Genomic DNA, 24227 nt, shown 5'->3' on the forward strand with positions numbered 1-24227 from the left:
GTCCGCACTCCCCTCGACGCACCTGCCTGGAGGCCCATTCCCGTGATTCCCCTCCCTCTCTCCCTCCCCGTCTCCCTGCCCGGCGTCTACGCCCCGCAGGACGACACCGAACTCCTGGTCCACGCCCTGGGGCGTGAACCTCTCGCCCCGGGGGCCCGTGTCCTGGACGTCGGTACGGGGACGGGCGCCGTCGCCCTGGCGGCGGCGCGGCGGGGCGCGGACGTCACGGCCGTCGACATCTCCCGGCGGGCGGTGCTCAACGCCCGGGTCAACGCCGTGCTGGCGCGGCTGCCGCTGAAGGTCGTCCACGGCGACCTGCTGGGCCCGATGTCCGAGCGGTCCTTCGACCTCATCCTGTCCAACCCGCCGTACGTACCGGGCCCGGAGCCGAGGCGACGGCGGGGGCCCGGTCAGGGTCCCGGCGCGGCGCCGAGGCCCGACAGGCTCGGCCACGCGCGGGGAGCGGCGCGGGCCTGGGACGGCGGATGGGACGGCCGGCTCGTGCTGGACCGGATCTGCCGGGACTCACCGGGGCTGCTGCGGCCCGGCGGGGTGCTGCTGCTGGTGCACTCGGCGCTGAGCGACGCGGAGCGGACCCTGACGCAGCTGGGGGCCGCCGGACTGCGGACCGATGTCGTGGAGCACCGCAGGGTCGCGTTCGGCCCCGTCCTGCGGGAGCGCAGCGACTGGCTGCGCGGGCGCGGGCTGCTGGGGGCCGAGGGCGGTGCCGGGGGCGACGAGAAGGAAGAGCTGGTGGTCATCCGTGCCGAACGTCCCCGCTGAACGCCGCCGCGTCTGCCTGCAACGCCCCGGCCCGCTGCTGGTCGAGGGGCCGGTCGAGGTCACCCTGGACGACGGGACGACCGTGTCGTCGGACCGCTTCTGCGTGGCCCTGTGCACCTGTCGCCGCAGCCGGATCTACCCGTGGTGCGACACCAGCCACCGCCGCCGCGCCCAGCGGCACCCGGCCGAGCCGGACGACTCCCGCCCCGCGTAGCCGCCCCCTCCTGAAAGGACCCCGAAGCCATGCAGCCCGAGGAGCACACACGGCCCCAGCAGCGGTCGTACTGGATCGAGAGCGCGCCGCACGGGAGCGAGCACCCGGCGCTCGACGGGGACCTGGTCGTCGACGTGGCGGTGGTGGGCGCGGGCATCGCGGGGATCAGTGCCGCGTGGGAGCTGGCGCGGCGGGGGCGGCGGGTGGCGCTGCTGGAGGCGGACCGGGTCGCGGCGGGGGTCACGGGGCACACGACGGCCAAGGTGACGGCGCTGCACACGCTGATCTACGACCGGCTGCGGCGGACCCGGGGCGCCGAGGCGGCCGCGCTGTACGCGCGGTCGCAGAACGAGGCGGTCCGGCATGCCGCCGCGCTGGTGGAGGAGCTGGGCATCGACTGTGACTGGGAGGACGCGGCCGCCTACACCTACGCCGAGGACGAGGGGCGCGTCACGGAGCTGCGGGCCGAGGCGGAGGCGGCGCGGGAGGCCGGGCTGCCCGCCGAGTTCGTGACGGAGACGGGGCTGCCGTTCCCGGTCGCGGGGGCGGTGCGGGTGGCGGACCAGGCCCAGTTCCATCCCCGTAAGTACCTGCTGGCGCTGGTGGAGGATCTGGTGCGGCAGGGCGCGTCGGTCCATGAGCGGACGCGGGTGGTGCGGCTCAAGGAGGGCTCGCCGTGCCGGCTGACCACCGAGGCGGGGTTCACGGTGACCGCCGAGGACGTCGTGATCGCCACGCACTACCCCGTCTTCGACCGGGCGCTGCTGTTCACCCGGCTCTCCCCCCGCCGCGAACTCGTGCTCGCCGCGCCGGCCCCGGCCGGCGCCGACCCGCACGGCATGTACATCACCCAGGAGCAGCGCACCCGCTCCGCGCGGACCGCCCCGTACGGGGACGGGCGGCGGCTGCTGATCGTCACCGGGGAGCACTTCACCCCGGGCACGGCCGGCGTCGAGGCACGGTTCGAACTCCTCGCGGACTGGGCGGTCGAGCGCTTCGGGCCGCTGGACTTCACCCACCGCTGGGCGACGCAGGACAACGACTCCACCGACTCCGTGCCGCTCGTCGGCCTCTTCCACGCGGGCAGCCGGCACACGTGGGTGGCGACCGGGTTCGGCGGCTGGGGCATGAGCGGCGGCATCATGGCCGGGCGGCTGCTGGCCGAGCTGATCACCGGGCACAAGTCCGCGTGGAGCGATCTGTACGATCCGCGCCGGGTGCTCAGCGCGGTACGGGAGGCGCCGGCCTTCCTCAAGCACCAGGCCCAGGTCGCCCGGCACTTCGTCGGCGACCGGATCAGCCCGCCCGGGGGCGCCTCCGTGGACGCGATCGCCCCCGGGGACGGCGCGATCATCCGCGTCGGCGGCCGCCACTGCGCGGTCCACCGGGACGAGGACGGCTCGCTGCACGCCGTCTCCGCCCGGTGCACCCACATGGGCTGCCTGGTCGGCTTCAACCGCGCGGAACGCATGTGGGAGTGCCCCTGCCACGGCTCCCGTTTCGACGTCGAGGGCCGGATCGTGCAGGGACCGGCGACCAAGCCGCTGGAAGGGCGGGATCTCTGATGCGGGAGCCGATGCGAGGGTCGATGTTGGGGTCGATACGGGAGCCGATGCCGGGGTCGATACGGGAGTCGACGCGGGGGTCGCGCGCGCCGAGGAGCGCGTGGCCCGGGTTCCGCGGTCCCCGCGCTCCTCGGCGCGCGCGGCCGACCCGTGTCCCCCACACCCCGGCGGGGTGCCGTACCGCGCCGGCCGACGTGTACGGTCCGAAGGCATGAAACTCGCGTTCTCCACCCTCGGTGTCCCCGGTCTCCCCATCGCCGACGTCGTACGGCTCGCCGTCACGCACGGCTATCACGGCGTCGAGTTGCGCGCCCATCCCGAGGAGCCGGTGCACCCGGGGATCGGGGCCGGCGAACGCGCCGAGGTGGCCGCCGCGTTCAAGGCCGCGGGCGTGGAGATCCTGGGGGTCGCCGGGTACGCGCGCGTCGCCGCGCCGGGCGACGACGGCCCCGTACTGGACGAGATCCGCCGACTCCTGGACCTGGCGAGGGACCTGGGCGCCCCCTTCGTCCGTGTCTTCCCCGGCGCCGACCTGGCCGGCGGGCAGAGCGCGGACGAGGCCGACGCGATCGCGGCGCGGCGGCTCGGCACGGCGGCGGAGGACGCGGCCGACCGGGGCGTACGGGTCCTGCTGGAGACCCATGACTCGCACTGCACCGGCGCCGACGCGATCCGGGTGCTCGGCCCGGTCGGCCACGGCAGCGTGGGCTCGCTGTGGGACGTGATGCACACCTGGCTCGGCGGCGAACAGCCCGCCGAGTCCTACGCCGCCCTCTCCCCCTTCCTCGGCTACGTCCAGGTCAAGGACATCGCCTCCCCCGACGACACCACCCCGATCGCGCTCGGCGCGGGCGTCCTCCCGCTCGGCGAGTGCGTCGACCTGCTCTCCCGCAAGGACTGGGACGGGTGGCTCTGCTGGGAGTACGAGAAGCGGTGGTACGAGGAGGCCGCGCCGCTGCCGGAGCTGCTGGCGGCGGGCCGGGAACACCTCGGACGGCTCCTCAACGACGCGGCGTAAGGCCATGGCCTGAGCTTGGCAGGTCAGGCCCATGCCCCCGCCGGCCCTGCTCGGCGCGGATTTCGCCCCCGAATCAGCATCGACTCACCCAGAGCCGATCACGCGCCGAGCAAGGATCGAGCAAGTACCGAGCAAGTACCGACAGTAACTCTTGGAAAACGGAGCGCTGCGGCCCGTCCTTACAGCAGACTTACCTCCCGCGCGTGTCAGGCACAACTGGCCATGTACCGGGGGGATTCGGCATATGCAAGGCACGGTCGACGGTTTCAGCTACGGCGCGGTCACCCCGGCGGCGGCCTACGTCATGGCCTGCCTCGGCGCGGCGCTCGGTCTGCGCTGCGTCGTCAGGTCGGTCTACAACGAGCAGTCCTGGAAGCCCGGTTGGCTGGCCCTCGGGGCCGCGTCGATCGGCTGCGGCATCTGGACGATGCACTTCATCGCGATGATCGGCTTCCGGGTCAAGGAGAGCGAGATCCACTACGACGTCGGGCTGACCGTGCTCAGCCTCGTCGTGGCCGTCACCGTCGTCGGCATCGGGGTCTTCGCCGTGGGCTACCGGGGGGTCAGCACGGCCTCCCTGTGCTCGGCGGGAACCGTCACGGGCCTCGGGGTGGCCGCCATGCACTACCTGGGCATGGCGGCCATCCAGCTGAACGGCTACATCCGCTACGACCTCGCCGTCGTCGCCCTCTCCATCGGCATCGCCATCGCCGCCGCGACCGCCGCGCTCTGGGCGGCCGTGTCGATCAGGGGCTTCCTGACCAGCCTGGGCGCCAGCCTGGTGATGGGGGTCGCCGTGTCCGGGATGCACTACACGGGGATGGCCGCGGTGGGGGTCCACCTGCACAGCACGGCCCCCGGCACGTTCACCGGTGAGTCGCCCACCTCGATCCTGCTGCCCATGCTCCTCGGACCGGTCATCTTCCTGCTGCTCGCGGGGGTGGTCGTGATGTTCGACCCGATGCTCGTGCTCGGCGAGGGCGACTGGGACCGGTCCGCCGTCCGCGGCAGGGAGCGCGAGCCCCACGCCCCGGGGGAGCCCCGGCGCGCCGACCGCCCGGACGTCCCGCTCCAGCACCCCGACGACGACTCCGCCGGCTCCCTCTTCGACCCTCGGTCCCGCCGACCGCGACCCCAGCCCCAGCCCTACCCCCAGCAGCAGGCGGGAGGCCGCGCCCAGCAGTGGTGACAGCGCTCCGAGCGGCCCGTCGAAGATTTTTCCGGGAAATCCGCGCCAGGCTGTCACAACCGCCGCCCCTGCGGTGTCTAGAGGTCGAATCCCCAGGAAGCGGAGGAGACATCATGACGAAGAACACCGCGGTGGTCGTGATCGGTGGCGGGTACGCCGGGGTCATGGCGGCCAACCGCCTCACGCGACGCGACGACGTGACCGTGACGCTGATCAACCCGCGCCCGGACTTCGTCAACCGGGTCCGTCTGCACCAGCTGGTCGGCGGGTCCGACGACGCGGTGGTCGACTACCGGGAGGTCCTGGCCGAGGGCGTCCGGCTGGTGGTCGATACCGTGACACGGATCGAGACGGCCGAGCGGGGAGTGACCCTGGCGAGCGGCGCCACGGTCGACTACGACTACCTGGTCTACGCGGTGGGCAGCGGCAGCGCCGACCCGGGCGTGCCCGGAGCCGCCGAGTTCGCCTACCCGATCGCCTCCCTGGAGGAGGCGCGGCGGCTGCGCCCCGTCCTCGACGCCACGGCCCAGGCGGCCCCGGTGGCCGTGGTCGGCGCCGGCCCGACCGGCATCGAGACCGCCGCCGAACTGGCGGAGCAGGGCCGCCCCGTGACCCTGCTCTGCGGCGGGGTGCTCGGCCCGTACCTGCACCGCCGGGGGCGGCGCGCGGTGGCCCGGCGGCTGACCGCCCTCGGGGTGACCGTGCTCGACGGCCCCGGCACCAAGGTGACGGCGGTGACGGACACGGCCGTCCGGCTCGGCGACGGCCGCGAGGTGCCGAGCGCGGTGACCGTCTGGACCGCCGGGTTCGGCGTGCCGGACCTGGCCGCGCGCAGCGGGCTGAGCACCGACGCGCTGGGGCGGCTGCTCACGGACGAGACGCTGACCAGCGTGGACGACCCGCGGATCGTCGCGGCCGGCGACTCCGCGGCGCCGTCGGGCCTGCCGCTGCGGATGAGCTGCCAGGCCGCGATCCCGCTGGGCGCGCGGGCCGCCGACACGGTGCTGGCCCGGATTGAGGGCGAGCGCCCCGCGCCCCTCAACCAGCTGTTCGCCGGGCAGTGCATCAGCCTGGGCCGTGGGGAGGGCATCTTCCAGTTCGCCCACCGCGACGACGTACCGCGGTGGTTCCACATCGACGGCCGCACCGGCGCGAAGATCAAGGAGCTGGTGTGCACGGGCATCATCAAGCACCTGAGCGGTGAGGCCCGCGAGCCCGGTGCGTACGGCCTGCACCGCGTCTCGGGAGGCAGCAAGCGGCGCCGGCTGCTGGAGTCGGCGCACCGTGAGGCCCCGGCGACCGCCGGGAGGAAGATCGAGGCATGAGCGAGCCCATCACCGACCCGGCGACCGAGGCGTTCGTCGCCCACCGCAATCTGCTCTTCACGGTCGCCTACGAGATGCTCGGCTCGGCGGCCGACGCCGAGGACGTCCTCCAGGAGACCTGGCTGCGGTGGGTCGACGTCGACCTCGGGCAGGTGCGCGACCAGCGCGCCTACCTGGTGCGGATCACCACCCGGCAGTCGCTCAACCGGCTGCGCGCGCTGAGCCGCCGCAGGGAGGCGTACGTCGGCCCCTGGCTGCCGGAGCCGTTGCTCACCACGCCCGACGTCGCCGAGGACGCGCTGCTCGCCGAGAGTGTGTCGATGGCCCTGATGCTGGTCCTGGAGACGCTGTCGCCGACCGAGCGCGCGGTCTTCGTGCTGCGGGAGGTCTTCGACCTCGGCTACGACGAGATCGCCACCGCCGTCGACAAGAGCCCGGCGGCGGTCCGGCAGATCGCCTCCCGTGCCCGCAAGCACGTGGACGCCCGCCGGCCGCGCCAGGCGGTCTCCGTGGGCGAGACCCGCAAGGCCCTGGACTCGTTCCGGCGCGTACTGGAGACCGGTGATCCGCAGGGCTTCCTCGACGTGCTCGCCCCCGACGTCGTCCTGATCGGCGACGGCGGCGGCATCAAGCAGGCCGCGGTCCGGCCGATCACCGGCGCCGACAAGGTCTCGCGCTTCCTGCTCGGCGGCCTGCGCAAGAACGACCTCCCGGTCCGCGTCGTCCCCACCGTCGCCAACGGCGCCCCCGCGCTCGCCGTGCACCTCGACGGCGAACTCGACGGCATCGTGGCGATCCACGTCGAGAACGGCCGGATCACCAGCCTCTACTACGTCCGCAACCCCGAGAAGCTGTCCCGGGCCGAGTCCGAGACACCCCTCACCCTGCGGTGACCGTTCCGGCCGGCCCCTACCGGCGGGGCTCCGGCAACAGCCGGGGCTCCACCCGCTCCTCGCTCACCGTGCCACCCTCCCGGCGCACGATGTACGCCCCCTTGCCCGGGAGTTCGGCGACGGCCTCCACCAGTCGGGTGCCCCGGTAGACGAGGCCGACGCCGTCGTCCGTGCAGTGCGTCTCCGGGAGGGTGCCGTCGCGGACGAGGGCGTGGACCAGGGGGCGCCGGCCCTCGTCGCTGTCGTAGTGGACACCGTTGCCGTAGGGGAGGTAGCCCAACGCGTCGGTGACGGGGCGGAGTCGGGGGCCGAAGGAGTCGGTCGTGCCGCCCCGGAACCAGCACAGGGAGCCGGCGCTGACGCCGCTGAGGACGACGCCGGACTCCCAGGCGCGGCGCAGGACGCGGTCGAGGCCGTGGACGCGCCAGACGGCCAGCAGGTTGGCGACCGATCCGCCCATGACCCAGACGACGTCCTGTTCGAGGACGGCCGACTCGATGTCCTCGATGTTGGGCATCGGGAAGAGCGCGAGGGGTGTCAGGTCGAAGCCGGCCACGCGTGCGGCCTCGCTCATACGGGCGGTCATGTGCTCGGCGTCGCCGATCGCCGTGCCGATGTACATCACCCTCGGACGCCGGCCGTGCGCGCCCGAGAGTTCCACCGCGTGGTGCACCAGGGAGTGGAAGGTGACCCGGGTGCGGTCACCGAGGCGGTGGCCGCCCGAGGTCGCGACGATGGTGGGCTCGGAGGCTGTCATGACCCGGAGGCTAACGGAGGCCTCCGGCGGGCCGGGGGGTGGACGGTCGGCTGCCCGCCCGGTGGGGCTTCTCGCGCGGTTCCCGCGCGCCTGAAAAGCAGGGGCTGCGCCCCATAGCTTTTCAGGCCCGCAGGGCCTGTGGCTTTCAGGGGCGCGGGGACCTGCGCGAGAAGCCCCGCCGGAGCCGCACCCGCTCACGGCGGGAACCCGCAACGCACCCATCCCGCCCCGCCGCGCGCCCTCCCTTGACCGGTAGAAACTTTCCGGATAATCGTGACACCTGGAAGTTTCCTTCAGCAGTCAGCAGTCAGCAGGCAGCAGTCAGTAATCAGCAGCAGCTCCCTCTCCCCCACCTCCGGAAGGAGCGACGCACGTGCCCTCCAGACGTACCGTTCTCGCCGCCACGGCAGGCGTCACCTCGGCCCTGGCGCTCGGCACCGACGCACAGGCCGGCAGCGGCCCCGACGACAGCAGACTCCGCCGGCTGATCTCGCGCATGACCCTTGAGGAGAAGGTCGGCCAGCTCTTCGTGATGCGGGTCTACGGGCACTCGGCGACCGCGCCCGACCAGGCCGACATCGACGCCAACCTCCAGGAGCTGGGCGTCCGGACGGCCGCCGAGCTGCTGGCGAGGTACCGGGTCGGCGGGATCATCTACTTCTCCTGGGCGCACAACACCCGCGACCCCCACCAGATCGCCGCCCTGAGCAACGGCATCCAGCGCGCCTCCCTCGCCCTCCCCCGCGGCCTGCCCGTGCTCGTCTCCACCGACCAGGAGCACGGCGCCGTGGCCAGGGTCGGCAGGCCCGCCACGCTGCTGCCGGGCGCGATGGCCCTCGGCGCCGGTGGCTCCGCGAGCGACGCCCGCGAGGCCGGACGCGTCAGCGGCGCCGAACTGCGCGCGCTCGGTGTCCGGCAGGACTACGCGCCGGTCGCCGACGTGAACGTCAACCCGGCCAACCCGGTCATCGGCGTACGGTCCTTCGGCGCCGACCCCCAGGCCGTCTCGAAGCTGGTCGCCGCGCAGGTGAAGGGGTATCAGGGCGCCGGGGTCGCGGCCACCGCCAAGCACTTCCCGGGCCACGGGGACACGGCCGTCGACAGCCACTACGGCTTCCCGGTCATCGAGCACACCCGGGCCCAGTGGTCCACCCTGGACGCCCCGCCGTTCCGGGCCGCGATCCGCGCCGGCATCGACTCGATCATGACCGCGCACATCATGGTCCCCGCCCTGGACCCCTCCGGCGACCCGGCCACCCTGTCCCGCCCGATCCTCACCGGCATCCTGCGCGGCGAGCTGGGCTACGACGGGGTCGTGGTCACCGACTCGCTCGGCATGCAGGGCGTACGGGAGAAGTACGGCGACGACCAGGTGCCGGTGCTGGCGCTGCGGGCCGGTGTCGACCAGCTCCTCAACCCGCCCTCGATCGACGTGGCGTGGAACGCGGTCCTCGCCGCCGTGCGCGCCGGCCGGCTGACCGAGGCCCGCCTCGACGCGTCGGTCCTGCGCATCCTGCGGCTGAAGGCGAAGCTCGGGCTGTTCGAGCGGCCGTACGTCAGTGACGCCGGTGTCGACCGGGTGGTGGGGACCGCGCGACATCTCGACGCCGCCGACCGGATCGCCGAGCGGACCACGACCCTGCTGGTCAACGAGGGCGCGCTGCTGCCGCTGTCCCGCCGCAGGCACAGGAACCTGCTGGTGGTCGGCGCCGACCCGGCGTCCCCGTCGGGCACCACGGGCCCGCCGACGGCCGTCCTCGCCGCCGAACTCGCCTCCCTCGGCTTCACGACGACCCGGCTGTCGACCGGTACGGCTCCCACCCAGGCGGTCGTCGACCAGGCCGTCGCGGCGGCGGCCGGCAAGGACGCGGTGGTCGTGGCGACGTACAACGTGACGGCGGCCGGCACCCAGCGGACCCTCGTCACCCGGCTCCTCGCCACCGGGGTCCCGGTGGTGGCGGTAGCGATCCGCAACCCGTACGACGTGGCTCAACTCCCGGCGGTGAAGGGCTACGTGGCGTCGTACTCCTGGACGGACGTGGAGGTGCGGGCGGCGGCCCGGGTGCTGGCCGGGCGGGTGGCGCCGCGCGGCAGGCTGCCGGTGCCGGTGCAGCGGGCCGACGACCCGGCGCGGGTGCTCTACCCGATCGGGCATGGCCTGACCTACGGACCCTGACGTAGAGGGCCTACGCCGCATCATTCGCACACTGGCCCCAAGTGACGCAAAGCGCACGGTATGTCCGGCGTGACCCCCGCCCCGAGGTCACGCTGGACGGGGTTCATCGGGGAGGGCCATGCGAGGGACGCGTCGCGTTCGAAGGGTGCGCGCAGGGGGGCTGGTGACCGCCGTCGTCCTGGCGGTCGCCGCGCTCTCAGGCTGTCAGGCCTGGCCGGCCCGGGTGAGCGAGACGCCCGAGGAGGCGACGGCCACGGCCGTGCCCACGCCGACGTCCGGGTACGGGACGGTCTTCCTCGGGGTCGACGAGTGCAGTTCGTTCGGGACGACCAGCTTCACGGAGGTGTCGTGCGCGGGCGAGCGGGCCGCCGCCCGGGTCGTGGCGCGGCACGACGACCGGGTCGGCCAGGGGCCGCTCTGCCCGCCGACCACCGACTTCGTCCTCCACATCAGCGAGTCCCGGCCCTCCTCGGGCGGGTCCGGCCGCTCCGGCGCGTCCGACGCGGACGAGGACGGCGACGGTTCCGTGCCGCAGGGCTACGCCTGTATGCGCAGGCTCCAGCCGCCCCACCCGGGCGACCCCGGTGGCGGGGGCGGCCCCCGCACCATCGTCGGCGACTGCGTCTACGGCTCCGGTCGGGGCGAGGTCCGCGAGACGGCCTGCGACGGCCGGGGCGAGCACGACCCGGAGTACGAGGTGACGACGGCCGTCGGCACGAGGGCGCGATGCCCGGCCACCACGGACCTGTACGTACGGCTGGGCGGGGACCGGCCGGTGGGGTGCGCCGTGCCGGTGTGACGTCCGGGAACGTGTGGGGGCCCGGTCACCGCCGGACGGCGGCGACCGGGCCCCCACTCGCTCACAGCTCCGGCGGGTTACGGCCGGAGCGTCATCTCCCGCTCGACGTCACGCTTGTCGAGCTTGGAGTCGAACTTCGCCAGCGGCTTGGCCTTGCTCGGGTCGGCCTGGACGGCGGCCGGGGCGACGCCCGCCCACTTCAGGATCCGGGCCGTGGCCAGGTCCTTCTGCTCCTTCACCAGACCGGCGACGTTGGCGCCGTGGTTGGCGCCGGGTGCCGTGAAGACGTACGAGTCGCGCGCCTTCTTGCCCAGGTGGAACGGCTCGGAGCCCCACGGGTCGTTCTGCCCGTAGACGAAGAGCATCTGCTTGGCGTTGTTCCGGACCCAGGTGTCGACGTCCCGCATCGCGTTCTTCTGGAACGTCATCTCGATGTCACGCGGGACGAAGTTCCGGGGCGGCTGGTAGCCGTAGCGGATGTACTTCTTCTCGATGTGCGGGAACGTGATGTCGGGCGCGCCCAACTGCGTACCGGCCTGGTAAAAGTACGGCGTGTACGGCTCCAGGCCCTGGTCGGCGTAGAAGGAGAAGCCGGAGATCGTGTCGATGGACGTCCAGATCTCGTCATCCGTCGCGGCCTTGGCGTCCTTCGGGATGACGTCGCTGTCGCAGTCGGCGAGCAGGCTGTACTGCCAGAAGCCCCACACGTAGTCGAGGACGACCGCCTCGTACGCCTTGTCGAGGCTGCCGATCGTCTCGAAGGTGAAGCCCTCGGCGGCGGCGACCTCCGCGTACTTCTTCTCCAGCGGCTCACGGCGCACCAGCGCCTCGCGCTGCACGGCGTTCAGCCGGTCGCGGCACTCCTTGGTGCCGACCTTCGCGAAGAACCGGTCGTAGGCCGAGTCCTCCTCGTTGACGACGTCGTTGGGGGCGACGTACGCGACGACGCCGTCCATGTCGTGCGGGTAGAAGCGCTCGTAGTAGGTGGCGGTCATGCCGCCCTTCGAGCCACCGGTCGAGATCCAGTTCTGCCGGTAGATCTTCCTCAGCGCCCTGAAGATCCGGTGCTGGTCGCTGGCCGCCTGCCAGATGTCCAGCTTCGACCAGTCGGCCGGGTCGGGACGGGAGGGGTTGAAGAAGCGGTACTCCATGGAGACCTGGTTGCCGTCCACGATCTGGGTGGGCTCGCGGCGGCCGGGGTTGGTGGAGACGTTGTAGCCGCCGGTGTGGAAGACCGTCGGCCGGGCCGTGTCCTTGTGCAGCAGGGTGATCCGCTGCTGGAACGTGCCCTTCTTCGGGTTCCTGTGGTCCACCGGCTGGGTGAAGTTGAGGACGAAGAAGCGGTAACCCGGGTACGGCTTCTCCTGGATCAGGCTCACGCCCTTGATGGCGAGCAGTCGGTCCTTGATGTCAGCGGTGTCCGACCCGGCGGCCGTGGCCGCCCCCGCCGTGCTCAACGTGCCGATGAGCACCACGAGCGACAGCACCCACCTGAGTGCTTTGCGCATGCGTTTTCTCCCCTATGCAGCGGCTGTGCGCCGGAAGCTATCGGAGCCACCGCCGGGGCACCAGGGAAGAAAGGGGCCAACTGGACTGCGTTCGGCCGCAGATGGGCGGGATAGGGAAAACCCTGTGTGCGGTCAGCGCAGGATCCAGCCCGAGTCGTAACTGCGGCCGCCGGCCTTCGCCTTGATCCACACGGGGCGCCGGCCCGCGTGCACGGTCACCGGACCGGCGGGGCTCTTGACGTTGCGCACCCACTGGCCGCCCCAGGCCCGGATGCGCAGGCTCCCCTTGCGGGCCTGTTTCCTGGGCACGAGCACGGCGCACACGTACCGGCCGCCCTTGCGGTAGACCTTCACGGTGCCGGTGGCGAAGGTCAGGGTCCGTACCTTGCGCCCGCCGCAGGACGCGGCGGCCTCCGCGCTCGCCGGCGGCCCCGCCAGTGTCAGCAGCCCGGCGGTCGTCAGCACGGCCAGTCCGAGCGCCATGCGCCGACGCATCCCACGCCCGCTCACTGCAGCCCCTCCCGCCACACACCCGTACTGATGTACGGACGCACAACCCCCCTCGAACGGTTGCGCGCTCAAGGGGACAGGCTACGAAGGGCCGCTACGGCTTCAGAACCGGCTCGCCCACGAACGTGCGCCACAGTGCCGCGTACCGGCCCTCGCGGGCCAGGAGTTCGTCGTGGGTGCCGTCCTCCGCGACCCGGCCGCGGTCCATGACGACGACGCGGTCGGCGCGGGCGGCCGTGGTGAGCCGGTGGGCCACGACGAGGGTCGTACGGCGGCCGGCGAGGCGGTCGGTGGCGTGGTTGACCTGGGCCTCGGTCGCCAGGTCGAGCGCGGCCGTCGCCTCGTCCAGGAGCAGGATGTCGGGGTTCACCAGCTCCGCGCGGGCCAGGGCGATCAGCTGCCGCTGCCCGGCGGAGAGGTTGCGGCCGCGCTCGGCCACCTCGTGGAGGTAGCCGCCGTCGAGCGTGGCGATCATGTCGTGGGCGCCGACCGCGCGGGACGCGGCCTCCACCTCGGCGTCGGTCGCGTCGGGGCGGCCGTAGGCGATGGCGTCCCGGACGGTGCCCTGGAAGAGGTACGCCTCCTGCGGGACGACGCCCAGGCGGTGCCGGTAGGAGGTGAGGTCGAGGTCGCGCAGGTCGGTGCCGTCGACGGTGACCCGGCCGCCGGTGGGGTCGTAGAAGCGGGCCACGAGCTTGACGAGCGTCGACTTGCCGGCGCCGGTCTCGCCGACGAAGGCGACGGTCTGTCCGGCGGGGACGGTGAGAGCCACACCGCTCAGGGCCGCCTCCCCGTCGGCGGAGCCGTAGGCGAAGTCCACGTCCTCGAAGGTGATCTCGCCGCGCAGGGAGCCCACCTTCCGCGGCTCGGCGGCGGACTTCGTGGACGTCGGCTCCTGGAGGAGTTCCTGGATGCGGCCCAGGGAGACGGTGGCCTGCTGGTAGCCGTCGAAGACCTGGGAGAGCTGCTGGACGGGGGCGAAGAACAGGTCGATGTAGAGGAGGTAGGCGACCAGGGCACCGGTCGTCAGGGTGCCCGCGTCGACGCGGTGGGCGCCGACGATCAGCACGGCCGCCGCGGCCGCCGAGGACAGGAACTGCACGAACGGGAAGTACAGGGAGATCAGCCACTGGCCGTGGACCCGGGCCCGGCGGTAGCTGTCGCTGCCGGCCGCGAACCGCTCGCCGCCCGCGCGCTCGCCCCGGAACGCCTGCACGATCCGCAGACCGGCCACCGACTCCTGGAGGTCCGCGTTGACCACGGAGACCCGCTCGCGGGCCAGCTCGTACGCCTTCACGCTCGCCCGGCGGAAGAAGAACGTGACGACGATCAGCGGCGGGAGCGTGGCGAAGACGACGAGGGCCAGCTCCACGTCGAGCACCAGCAGGGCGACCATGATGCCGAAGAAGGTGACGACGGAGACGAAGGCCGTGACCAGGCCGGTCTGCAGGAAGGTCGACAGGGCGTCGACGTCCGTCGTCATCCGCGTCATGATCCGGCCGGTCAACTCCCGCTCGTAGTAGTCGAGTCCGAGGCGCTGGAGCTGGGCGAAGATCTTCAGGCGGAGGGAGTACAGGACGCGCTCGCCGGTGCGGCCGGTCATCCGCATCTCGCCGATCTGGGCCGCCCACTGGGCGAACACCGCGACCAGGCCCAGCAGGGCGGCGGCCCAGACCGCGCCGAGCGCGGCCTGCGAGACCCCGTCGTCGATGCCGTGCCTGATCAGCACGGGCAGCAGCAGGCCCGTGCCCGCGTCGACGGCGACGAGCGCCAGGCTGATCAGCAGGGGCAGGCCGAAGCCGTGCAGCAGCCGCCTCAGGCCGTACGACTCCTCCGGCGCGACCGCGCGGGCCTCGTCGACGCCGGGGGTGTCGGTCGCCGGGGGCAGCGCCTCGACCTGGGCGAGGAGTTCGGGGGTGGCGGGGGTGCCGGCGAAGGCGGTGTCACGGGGCTCCCGGTCGCCGGTCCACAGCCGGGGCGTGATGCCGCGCTCGGCGTCGAACTCGGCGTCCAGCTCGTCCCTTATCGAGTCGCGTACGGGGGTGTCGTCGGCCTTGGTGAGGGCGGCCGGGGGGAGGTGGCCTGGTGAGACGCCGCCGAGTTCGTCGGGGTCGGTGAGCAGCCGGCGGTAGAGGGCGGAGCGGCCCTCCAGCTCCTCATGGGTGCCGATGTCGGCGAGGCGGCCCTCGTCGAGGACGGCGATGCGGTCGGCGAGGTTCAGGGTGGAGCGGCGGTGGGCGATGAGGAGGGTGGTGCGGCCCTCCATGACCTGGGTCAGCGCCTCGTGGATCTCGTGCTCCACCCGGGCGTCCACGGCGGAGGTCGCGTCGTCGAGGACGAGCAGGCGGGGGTCGGTGAGGATCGCGCGGGCGAGGGCGACGCGCTGGCGCTGGCCGCCGGAAAGGGTGAGGCCGTGCTCGCCGACCTTGGTGGCGTAGCCGTCGGGCAGCTCGGCGATGAATCGGTCCGCCTGGGCGGCGCGGGCGGCGGCCTCGATCTGCTCGTCGGTCGCGTCGGGGCGGCCGTAGGCGATGTTGGCGCGGACCGTGTCGGAGAAGAGGAAGGAGTCCTCGGGGACCAGGCCGATCGCGGCGCGCAGCGATTCGAGGGTCAGCTCGCGCACATCGTTGCCGCCGATGAGGACGGCGCCGCGGGACACGTCGTAGAAGCGCGGGAGGAGGAGGGAGACGGTGGACTTGCCGGAGCCGGAGGAGCCGACGACGGCGAGGGTCTCGCCGGGGCGGATCTCGAAGCTGAGGCCGTCGAGCACGGGGCTGGTCGTGCCGTTGGCGCCCTCGTAGCCGAAGGACACGTCGTCGAACTCGACGGTGGCGGGCGCGTCGGCGGGGAGGGTCTTGGTCCCGTCGGTGAGGGCCGGCTCGGTGTCGATCAGCTCCAGGACGCGCTCGGTGCCGGCGCGGGCCTGCTGGCCGACGGTGAGGACCATGGCGAGCATGCGGACGGGGCCGACGAGCTGGGCGAGGTACGTGGAGAACGCGACGAACGTGCCGAGCGTGATGTGCCCGCGCACGGCCAGCCAGCCGCCGAGCGCCAGCATCGCGACCTGGCCGAGCGCCGGGACGGCCTGGAGGGCGGGGGTGTACCGGGAGTTGAACCGGATGGTCCGCAGCCGCCCCGCGTAGAGCCGGCGGCCGACCTCCCGCAGTTTCCCGGTCTCCTGGTCCTCCTGCCCGAACCCCTTGACCACGCGGACGCCGCTGACGGCGCCGTCGACCACGCCCGCGACGGCCGCGGCCTGGGCCTGGGCGTACCAGGTGGCGGGGTGCAGCTTGGCGCGGCTGCGCCGGGCGATCCACCACAGCGCGGGGGCGACGGCGACCGCGACCAGGGTCAGCGGCAGGGACAGCCACGCCATGATCACGAGGGAGATCAGGAACAGCAGGATGTTGCCGATGGTCATCGGCAGCATGAAGAGCAGGCCCTGGATCAGCTGGAGGTCGCTGGTGGCACGGCCGACGACCTGCCCGGTGGACAGCTCGTCCTGCCGCCGTCCGTCGAGGCCCGTGATCGTCCCGTACATCTCCGTGCGCAGGTCGTGCTGGACGTCGAGCGCGAGCCGGCCGCCGTAGTAGCGGCGGATGTAGGTGAAGACGTACACCAGGGCAGCGGCGCCGATCAGGGCCCCGGCCCAGGGGGCCATCTCCCGGGTCCGGTCCCCGATCACGTCATCGATGATCACCTTGGTGATCAGGGGGACCAGTGCCATCACGGCCATACCGCCGAGGGACGACCCCAGGGCGAGGATCACGTCCTTGGGGTACCGCCAGGCGTATCCGGCGAGTCTGCGCGCCCAACCTCGGTCGCCCCCCTGTTGCGCTACCACGCCGGTGCCCTCCGCTCGTCCTGGTCTCCGCAGGAGACCAACACGCGGGGCTCGGGATTTCATCCCGCCGCAACAATTCGGGGGCGGCGCTCAGCCCACCCGCACCCGCAGGGAGTAGAAGCGGGTCCTCTGTACGGCGTTCTGGTTGTCGTCGCTGACCAGCAGCACGTCCAGCCGTCCCGGTCCGTGCCCGTCGTGCGTCTCGTGCCGCCGCTGCCCGGTGACGGCCATCCCCTCGATGTTGTCGAGCAGCGGGTTCGGCTGGGGCTGCTCGGCGGTGGCGCCGAGGGAGGGGCAGTGCACGAGGTCGGCGAGGAGGGTCTTGCCGACGAGCCGTACGCCGTCGCCGTTCTGGCCGGTGAGGACGTCCACGCCACCGGTGTCCGTCGCGCGGCGCGGGTCGGCGGCGTAGAGGCGGACCGTGTTGCCGACCCCGGCGGTGAAGCCCCGCTCCAGCACCAGCAGCCGCCCGCCCGGCAGGCCCGCCACCTCGACGACGCCGAGTCCGGTGTCGGCGCGGTAGCCGTACTGGGCGGCGAGCCGGAAGTCCCGAGCGCCGTGCCGGTGCCAGGTCTGCAGGCGGACGACCCCGGCGGCGTCCCCGGCGAGGGCGCCCTCCATCGAGGCGAGCAGGGTGCGCCCGCCGGGCAGGAGGGTGAGCCCCTCGAAGGTCTGGTTGGCGACGGCCCGGCCGGCCGGGGCGACCCGCAGCGCGGCGGGTACGGGCAGGGTGGCGAGGAGCCGCCCGGCCCGGTCGTACCGGCGGACGGACGGCTCGGTCTCGGAGGTGACGAGCCGGGTGCCGTCACGGTCGACGGCCAGTGCCTCGGAGTCGAGCGCGGCGCCGGTCTCCGTGGCGAGCGGGACGACGTTCCTCGGCCGCAGGGTGCGGCGGTCGAGGGTGAAGAGGGAGGACCGGTCGGAGACGGCGAGGAGCGAGCCGTCGTGGTCGACGGCGAGGCCGGAGAGGTTCCCGACGAAGGTGTCCTCGTAGGTCGTCTTGTCGAGGGCGTCGGAGTACGCCGCGATCGACACGGACGGCGAACAGGCGTGGCTCGGCGGGGGGCCGGCGTGGACGGGCCCGGCGGCGGCCAGGGTGGTGGCCGCCGCCAGGCCCGCGGTCAGGGTCGCGAGGAGGCTTCTGAGAGGCATGGCGTCACGGTAGGACGGCGCCGGTGATCCGCGGATGGCCTCGCCGTGAACGTCCGGATGCCACTCGCCGCGGTCTACTCGTTCTCGGGCACCGGCACGGTCGCCTCCTGGGGCCGGTCGGTGGGCACGTAGCGCTGCACGCTCGGCGCACCCGAGGCGCTCTTGGCGACGGGCACGAGATCCTTGTGGATGACCTTGGCGACACCCTGGATGGTGTTGACGCCGTACTGCATGTCCGGATTGCCGTGGGTCAGGACGGTGATCGTGTAGTCCCGCCCGCCGCCGGTGAACGTGCCGACGCTGTGCACCCGCCAGCCGTGCGTGGCGCGGGACAGCCACCCGTTCTTGACGTGCACCTTCACGGTGGAGGGGGCCCCGGCGGGGGTGCCCCAGCGCTGCGAGGCGACGACCTGGTTCATGAGCTTCAGGGTGTAGGCGCGGGCGTTGTCGCTCAGCACGGTGTTCTTCGCGGTGAGCAGGGCGAGCAGCCGCTGCTCGTCCCGGACGGTGATCTGGGTGAGGCCCCAGTAGTTGTCCGCGCCCGGCTTGGTCTGGGTCATCTTCGCGGCGGTGAGGAACGCCTTGATCTTCTTCATGCCGAGCTGCTTCCACAGGGTGCTGGTGGAGGCGTTGTCCGACTTGGTGATCATGGCGGTGGCGAGCTTGGTCTCACGGTCGGTGAGATACCTGTTCGTCTTCTTCGCGTCGTACAGCAGCGCGGCGAGCACGGTCACCTTCACGACGCTGGCCGAGTCGAAGGCGGTGTCGCCGCGCAGCGTGCAGGTGGTGCCGGTGGTCCGTTCGGACAGCCCGACGGCCACCGTCCCCTTCCGCTTCGCCAGCGCGGCGGTGATGTCCTTCTGCAGCTTCTCGGCCAGCCCGGCCTGCTTCGACGTACAACTGACCTGCGGTGCCGGCGCCGCCGCGGCGGCCGGCGCGAACGCCACCGCCGCCGACGACACGACCATCCCGACGCCGATCCCCGCAGCTGCCACACGCGCACTTCTGGACGTACGCGACACCCGGGATACCCCCGATATCCGGTGAGTCATCTACTTTTTTTCCCATCCCCTTGAGCGACTGGAACCCGCCACGGGCGGATTCACCTCAGTCGACTCGCGAGGGCGCGCGATGGTTGTACATGTGTTCGCCTGCTCGGAGATCGGTACGAGCGGCCCTTCGCCCGGCCGCCGCCGGAGTTCCCGCCGAAGGCGATACCCGCCCACCAGGCCGGCAGCAGCAGTTCACGAGGGCGTACCAGGAGCAACTTCGCGTGTGCCCGGGGAAGTTCGCGCACCTGCTTCCCCGGCGACCGGTGGGGAAAATCAGCCGCCCGGCCGCCGCCGGGCCCTAGGCTCGACGCCATGACCACCACCCTGGAGACGATCCACGACGTACCCGTGCTGATGTGCGCCCCCGAGGGCGAGACGATCGCCCGCGAGAGCGACGCCCTGGATCTCATCGGCAACGCCGGTTACCAGGGCGCCACCTGGGTCGTCGTCCCCGTCGAGCGGTTCGACGAGGCGTTCTTCCGGCTGCGCACGCGCGTCGCCGGCGACATCATCCAGAAGTTCGTCCAGTACGGCGTCCGCCTCGCCGTGATCGGCGACATCTCCCCTTACACGGAGGCCAGTTCGTCACTGCGGGACTTCGTGCGTGAGTGCAACCGCAATCGTCAGACGTGGTTCCTGGCCGACATCGACGAGCTGCGGGAGCGCCTGCGGGGCTGAGGCCCGCGCAGCGGACCGCCCGCGCCGGGTGGGCCGCGCCGAAGGACTCGGCGCGGCCCACCCGGTGATCCGGACAAACCCCCGGAACCGCCTCTCACACCAGCTCGGGCTGCCGCTCCGCCGGCCGTTCCGGCAGCGCCGTCGACACGGGCTTGCCGTCCCATCGCCGTTCGTTGCGTACGTAGCCGTAGCCGACCGAGGCCATCATCAGCAGGAGCAGCGGTCCGTACGCCCACGGGTGCCGGGCCATCTCCAGCGGCAGATAGCGGTAGGCCAGCAGCAGCGCGACGAACACCGTCGCGCCGTAGGCGACCAGCCGGGTTCCCGACCGGTCCCAGCCGCGGTCGACCGTGCGCAGACCCGCCTCGATGGTGAGCGTGAACACGACTCCGGCGATGAGGTCCACGCCGTAGTGGTAGCCGAATCCCAGCGTCGCGGTGAGCGTGGCGATCAGCCAGAACGTGCCCGCGTACCGCAGAAGGCGCGGGCCGCCGCGGGAGTGGATGAAGATCGCCGTGGCCCACGCCGTGTGCAGACTGGGCATGCAGTTGCGTGGGGTGATGTCGTCGTACGGCATCGAGTGCGGGACCCCGATCGGCGGCGGAACGTCGGGCCACAGGTGGGCGAGCGCCCACTGACCGCCGCCGGTGCCGAACGCGCCGGAGCCGTAGGCGAAGACCGGTCCCACCACCGGGAAGATCATGTAGATGCCCGGTCCGAGAAGGCCGATCACCAGGAACGTGCGCACCAGGTGGTGGCGCGGGAAGCGGCGCTCGGCGGCCACGTGGCGCAGTTGGTAGAGCGCGACGCCGACCGCGGCCACGGCGAGCTGGATGTAGACCCAGTCGAGGAGATGGGTGCCGACCGGGCCGGTGGCCCTGACCATCCGGCCCACCAGCCACGACGGGTTGCCCAGCGCGTGGTCGGCGGTCGCCAGGTACGGGTCGAGCACCGTCGGGCGGGTCTTGGACGTGATCAGCAGCCAGGCGTCCCCGGTCTTGCGGCCGGCCACCAGCAGCAGGCCCAGCCCGACACCCTTGAGCAGCAGGGCCCGTTCCCGGCCGGTGCGGCGGGTGACGGCGATGACCGCGCAGCCCAGCAGCACCCACAGCGCGCCGTTGCCGAACATCATCTTGGCGTCGAGAGCCCACCGCACCAGAAAGAAGACGACGTCGATCCCGATCGCGACGCCGAGGGCGATGAACCGTTGCCGCCAGGTGAGCACCACCATCGTCAACGCCATGCTGGCGTACAGCAACGGCCCCGACTTGGGGGCGAATATCACCTCTCGCGCCTGGTTGGTGATCGGACCCGGCAGTCCGTAGCCACGAGAGACGATCTCCAGCGCGAGAATGAATCCGACGGTCGCGACACTCGCCGCGGCCCACAGAATCACCCTCGGCCGACGCCACTCGACGGACGCGAACGCGCTTCGTATGCGCGGGAACACCCGCGAGACCATGGATATCAATTATCCGGCCGTCGTCTCGGTCGGGTACGACGGGCCGGGTCTTTTCGTGGTGCGCAGCATGACTTTCCGGTGGAGGGCGTGGGCGGACGGAAGCGGTTCACGACGGGCGGGACCGCGCGAGGGATCTGGGACCAGCGGGGTCACTCCTGGGAAGACCGACGACCACCCCTCGGGGTTGCTCGCACGATCGGATACGCGGGCACCGCGTCCGGCTCGCGACGCGGAGTCCGTCCACACGTCGTCCACTGATCCGTCCCCCACTCTCCCCTGGGCGCCATCGCCTCCCCACCAGCATCGTGGACGGCTTCGAGAAGGCATAGAGCGCCCCCCGCACTCCGGCGGACCGGCCCACGGACCGGCCGGCGGCTCGAACAGTCGACCGACCCGCCTCGCACGTGCCCAGCACGCCTGATTCCGCAGGTAGATCGGGGTCTCCCCGTGCGCCGGGGCACGCGAGCGGGACGTGGGGCCCGAGGGTTGCCCCGTTGGCCAGAACGTCACCAGATTGCCTTCCCTTCGTAACACATGGACTGACCCGTCCATGCCAATCTCTCGATTGCCCACACAGTCAACCCGCGTAGAACGAGACTCCCCGAAGCAACTCCTCGTGCTGCGCGGCCCTCTGGGAAGGGACACCCCTCATGCCCGCTGCGCGGATACGCAGTTGGAAGTCGGTCGCTCTCGCAACGTCGGCCGTGCTCGTCGGTATCGTCCTCCCGGCCGCAACGGCCTCCCCCGCCTCGGCGACGACCACCGCCTACGACGCGACGTACTACAAGAACGCGGTCGGCAAGACCGGTACGGCCCTGAAGTCCTCCCTGCACACGATCATCAGCGCCAACGTCTCCAAGATCTCGTACTCCGCGGTCTGGAACGCGCTCAAGGTCACCGACCAGGACCCGAACAACAGCAGCAACGTGCTCCTGCTGTACAGCGGTGTCTCCCGCAGCAAGTCCCTCAACGGCGGTGACGTCGGCGACTGGAACCGCGAGCACACCTGGGCCAAGTCCCACGGCGACTTCGGCGAGGCGATCGGCCCCGGCACCGACCTGCACCACCTGCGCGCCTGCGACGTCCAGGTCAACAGCATCCGCGGCAACCTGGACTTCGACAACGGCGGCAGCTCCGTCACCAACGGCGGCGGCAGCACCGTCGACTCCGACTCCTTCGCGCCGCGCGCCGCGGACCGGGGCGACGTGGCCCGCATCATCCTCTACATGGCCGTCCGCTACGAGGGCGACGACAGCTGGCCCGACCTGGAGCCCAACGAGAAGGTCGCCAACGGCAGCAACCCGTACATGGGCAAGCTCTCCGTCCTGAAGGCCTGGAACGAGGCGGACCCGCCGAGCGCCTTCGAGGAGCGCCGCAACCAGGTCATCTACGACACCTACCAGCACAACCGCAACCCGTTCATCGACCACCCGGAGTGGGTCGAGGCGATCTGGTAGCCGCCCGCCCAGCACGGCGAACCCCCGGCCCCCGTACGAGGGCCGGGGGTTCGCCGTCCCACCGGCGCGGAAGCCTCCGCACCCGCCGCTGTGCGCCGGGGCGAGCCGGCACCGGCTTCGCGTCCGGGTGGGGCTCTCCCTCAGTCAGTTACCCATCCATGACATTCGGACGTACAACCGATGAAGGGCGCCTGGAGTCGGACTACACGGACGCGGCACTTCCGCCACGCCGGATCCACCGACTCGAAAGGCACGTGCATGTCACGAGCAGGAGCACGACGCAGCACCCGAGCGGCACGACTGAGCGCCCCCATGGCCGCGGTGGTGCTGCTGACCGGAGGCCTGACGGCCCTGTCGCTCGGCCCGGCCTCGGCGGCGCCCGCGAAGGTGGGCGTGGCGGACGACTTCAACGGCGACGGCTACGGCGACCTGGTCGTCGGCGCCCCGAACGCCAAGGTGTCCGGCAAGGCCAAAGCGGGCTACGTGACCGTGCTGTACGGCTCGAAGAGCGGTGCCTCCGCGGCGAAGAGGAAGCTCATCAGCCGCTCGACGAGCGGGGTGCCGGGCGCCGCCACCGCGAACCAGCGCTTCGGCTCGACGTTCACCAAGGGCGACCTGGACCGGGACGGCTACGGCGACCTGGTGATCGCCGGCGGCACGGCGGGCTCGGTGATCCTCTGGGGGTCGGCGTCCGGGCTGAGCGGCGGCACGAGCATCGCCAAGTTCGGGTCGGCCCCGCAGGCGGGCGACTTCGACGGTGACGGCAAGACCGACCTCGCCCTCTTCTCCGCCCAGGACATCAGCGGCGACGACCCCGAGGGCGCGCCGGCGGCCCTGTGGAAGGGCCCGATCTCCCGCGCGGCCAAGCCCGCCGCCGTACTCCCGCTCCTCGACAAGTCCCTGTGGTGGGGCTGGTACGAGGACGATGCCTCCTGCGCCACCGGCCACGGCTGCGAGAACGGGCCGTCCTCCATCACCGGGCCGGTCGTCTCCGGCCAGGTCGGGGACGTCAACGGCGACGGCCGCGACGACCTGGTCCAGTGGTACTACACGGGTGACGGCACCTGGGGCAACCGGCTTCTCCTGGGCGGCGCCTCGGGCTTCAAGCGCGGCTTCGCGCCCGGCGACGACGTGAGCCGCGCGGCGGCGGGCACGGGCGTGGGCGACGTGAACGGCGACGGTTACGACGACGTGGTCGTGGGCGCCGACGGCTGGACCGACCAGGTCCGCGTGGCCTACGGCTCCCCCACCGGCACCTCCGAGTCCAACGTCCAGACCTTCGACCAGAACCTGCCGGGCTTCCCCGGCGCGCAGGAGGAGGGCGACCTCGTCGGCTCGGCGGTCTCCGTCGCCGACGTCACCGGTGACGGCTACGCCGACCTCGCCCTCGGCATCGCGTACGAGGACGTCGGCGACATCACCAACACCGGTTCGGTCGCCCTGGTCCCCGGCAGCGCCGCCGGCGTGACGGGCGCCGGCACGCAGGTCTTCCACCAGAACACCGCCGGGGTCCCCGGCGCCGCCGAGGCGGAGGACAAGTTCGGTACCACCACGGCCCTGGTGGACCTCGACGGCAGCGGCCACCCCGACCTCGCGGTCGGCGCCCCCGCCGAGAACAGCGACAACGGGGCCGTCTGGTTCCTCCCCGGCACCACGACCGGCCTGACCACGACGTCGGCGCTCGCGTTCGGCCCCGGCGACGTGTCCGCCCCGGCGACCGACGCGATGTTCGGCGCGTTCCTGCGCTGACCTGATCCGGTCCGGCGTGACGGCCGCGCGCGGTCACGCCGGACGGTGAGGTGCCGGAGCCGGGGCACGTGCCGGGGCGCGGAGCGGTTCGGGGCC

General features: G+C 72.3%; 19 protein-coding genes. 12 read left to right on the plus strand and 7 right to left on the minus strand.

All coding sequences use genetic code 11. The features are described 5' to 3' along the window. Positions 1-42 precede the first annotated feature (42 nt). From STRBO_RS0133750 to STRBO_RS0133780, 7 genes are all read left to right on the plus strand, one after another. Complete coding sequence (locus tag STRBO_RS0133750; protein WP_020115502.1) at positions 43-783, plus strand: methyltransferase; 741 nt, start codon at positions 43-45, stop codon at positions 781-783. Beyond that, on the plus strand, positions 764-997 hold the full coding sequence (locus STRBO_RS0133755; RefSeq protein ID WP_005486440.1) for a CDGSH iron-sulfur domain-containing protein: 234 nt from the start codon (positions 764-766) through the stop codon (positions 995-997). Before STRBO_RS0133750 ends, STRBO_RS0133755 begins: the two co-directional genes overlap by 20 nt. 29 nt (positions 998-1026) lie before the next feature. Continuing rightward, positions 1027-2562 carry an FAD-dependent oxidoreductase gene (locus STRBO_RS0133760; RefSeq protein WP_005486442.1) on the plus strand — a complete coding sequence of 512 codons (1536 nt, stop codon included), beginning with the start codon at positions 1027-1029 and terminating at the stop codon, positions 2560-2562. 211 nt (positions 2563-2773) lie between these two features. Next, complete coding sequence (locus tag STRBO_RS0133765; RefSeq protein ID WP_020115503.1) at positions 2774-3580, plus strand: sugar phosphate isomerase/epimerase family protein; 807 nt, start codon at positions 2774-2776, stop codon at positions 3578-3580. A 244-nt stretch (positions 3581-3824) separates the two neighbouring features. Beyond that, positions 3825-4769 carry an MHYT domain-containing protein gene (locus tag STRBO_RS0133770; protein WP_005486445.1) on the plus strand — a complete coding sequence of 315 codons (945 nt, stop codon included), beginning with the start codon at positions 3825-3827 and terminating at the stop codon, positions 4767-4769. Positions 4770-4882: 113 nt separating this feature from the next. Beyond that, complete coding sequence (locus tag STRBO_RS0133775) at positions 4883-6094, plus strand: NAD(P)/FAD-dependent oxidoreductase (RefSeq protein WP_005486446.1); 1212 nt, start codon at positions 4883-4885, stop codon at positions 6092-6094. Further along, complete coding sequence (locus tag STRBO_RS0133780) at positions 6091-6987, plus strand: RNA polymerase sigma-70 factor (RefSeq protein ID WP_005486447.1); 897 nt, start codon at positions 6091-6093, stop codon at positions 6985-6987. Before STRBO_RS0133775 ends, STRBO_RS0133780 begins: the two co-directional genes overlap by 4 nt. A gap of 16 nt (positions 6988-7003) precedes the next feature. Here the strand turns inward: STRBO_RS0133780 and STRBO_RS0133785 are convergent, their stop codons facing one another. Continuing rightward, entirely contained in the window at positions 7004-7744 is a 741-nt protein-coding gene (locus STRBO_RS0133785; RefSeq protein WP_005486449.1) for a Type 1 glutamine amidotransferase-like domain-containing protein, read from the minus strand. Between the two features lie 373 nt (positions 7745-8117). On the opposite strand from STRBO_RS0133785, the gene STRBO_RS0133790 reads away from it, so the two are divergent. Both STRBO_RS0133790 and STRBO_RS0133795 read left to right on the plus strand, forming a co-directional pair. Then, positions 8118-9920, plus strand: a complete 1803-nt coding sequence (locus STRBO_RS0133790) for a glycoside hydrolase family 3 protein (RefSeq protein WP_005486450.1) — start codon at positions 8118-8120, stop codon at positions 9918-9920. Between the two features lie 163 nt (positions 9921-10083). Next, positions 10084-10719 (plus strand): PWWP domain-containing protein, encoded by a 636-nt coding sequence (locus tag STRBO_RS0133795; RefSeq protein ID WP_005486451.1) that lies wholly within the window; start codon positions 10084-10086, stop codon positions 10717-10719. 77 nt (positions 10720-10796) lie between these two features. On the opposite strand, the gene STRBO_RS0133800 is transcribed toward STRBO_RS0133795, so the two are convergent. The 5 genes from STRBO_RS0133800 to STRBO_RS0133820 form a co-directional block, all read right to left on the minus strand. Then, positions 10797-12227, minus strand: coding sequence for a S28 family serine protease (locus STRBO_RS0133800; RefSeq protein WP_005486452.1), 1431 nt, complete (start codon positions 12225-12227; stop codon positions 10797-10799). 132 nt (positions 12228-12359) lie between these two features. Beyond that, positions 12360-12710 (minus strand): hypothetical protein, encoded by a 351-nt coding sequence (locus tag STRBO_RS0133805; protein ID WP_005486453.1) that lies wholly within the window; start codon positions 12708-12710, stop codon positions 12360-12362. Between the two features lie 121 nt (positions 12711-12831). Further along, positions 12832-16581 carry an ABC transporter ATP-binding protein gene (locus STRBO_RS0133810; protein WP_028796989.1) on the minus strand — a complete coding sequence of 1250 codons (3750 nt, stop codon included), beginning with the start codon at positions 16579-16581 and terminating at the stop codon, positions 12832-12834. A gap of 90 nt (positions 16582-16671) precedes the next feature. After that, positions 16672-17733: an esterase-like activity of phytase family protein gene (locus tag STRBO_RS0133815; RefSeq protein ID WP_020115504.1), complete on the minus strand. Its 1062-nt coding sequence runs from the start codon at positions 17731-17733 to the stop codon at positions 16672-16674. A 74-nt stretch (positions 17734-17807) separates the two neighbouring features. After that, complete coding sequence (locus tag STRBO_RS0133820) at positions 17808-18785, minus strand: serine hydrolase (protein ID WP_425336027.1); 978 nt, start codon at positions 18783-18785, stop codon at positions 17808-17810. Between the two features lie 312 nt (positions 18786-19097). Here STRBO_RS0133820 and STRBO_RS0133825 point away from each other — a divergent pair, with 312 nt between their 5' ends. Beyond that, complete coding sequence (locus STRBO_RS0133825) at positions 19098-19463, plus strand: DUF4180 domain-containing protein (protein WP_005486458.1); 366 nt, start codon at positions 19098-19100, stop codon at positions 19461-19463. 94 nt (positions 19464-19557) lie between these two features. Here the strand turns inward: STRBO_RS0133825 and STRBO_RS0133830 are convergent, their stop codons facing one another. Then, on the minus strand, positions 19558-20925 hold the full coding sequence (locus STRBO_RS0133830; RefSeq protein WP_020115506.1) for a phosphatase PAP2 family protein: 1368 nt from the start codon (positions 20923-20925) through the stop codon (positions 19558-19560). Positions 20926-21575: 650 nt separating this feature from the next. Between STRBO_RS0133830 and STRBO_RS0133835 the strand changes: the two genes are divergently transcribed. Both STRBO_RS0133835 and STRBO_RS0133840 read left to right on the plus strand, forming a co-directional pair. Further along, the gene (locus STRBO_RS0133835; RefSeq protein WP_028796991.1) at positions 21576-22382 is read left to right on the plus strand and encodes an endonuclease I family protein; all 807 of its coding nucleotides are present in this window, start codon (positions 21576-21578) and stop codon (positions 22380-22382) included. A gap of 312 nt (positions 22383-22694) precedes the next feature. Further along, positions 22695-24131, plus strand: a complete 1437-nt coding sequence (locus STRBO_RS0133840) for an FG-GAP-like repeat-containing protein (protein WP_020115507.1) — start codon at positions 22695-22697, stop codon at positions 24129-24131. The last annotated feature ends 96 nt before the right edge of the window (positions 24132-24227 follow it).

It is taken from the genome of Streptomyces bottropensis ATCC 25435 (genome assembly GCF_000383595.1).
In the GTDB taxonomy this organism is placed as follows: domain Bacteria; phylum Actinomycetota; class Actinomycetes; order Streptomycetales; family Streptomycetaceae; genus Streptomyces; species Streptomyces bottropensis.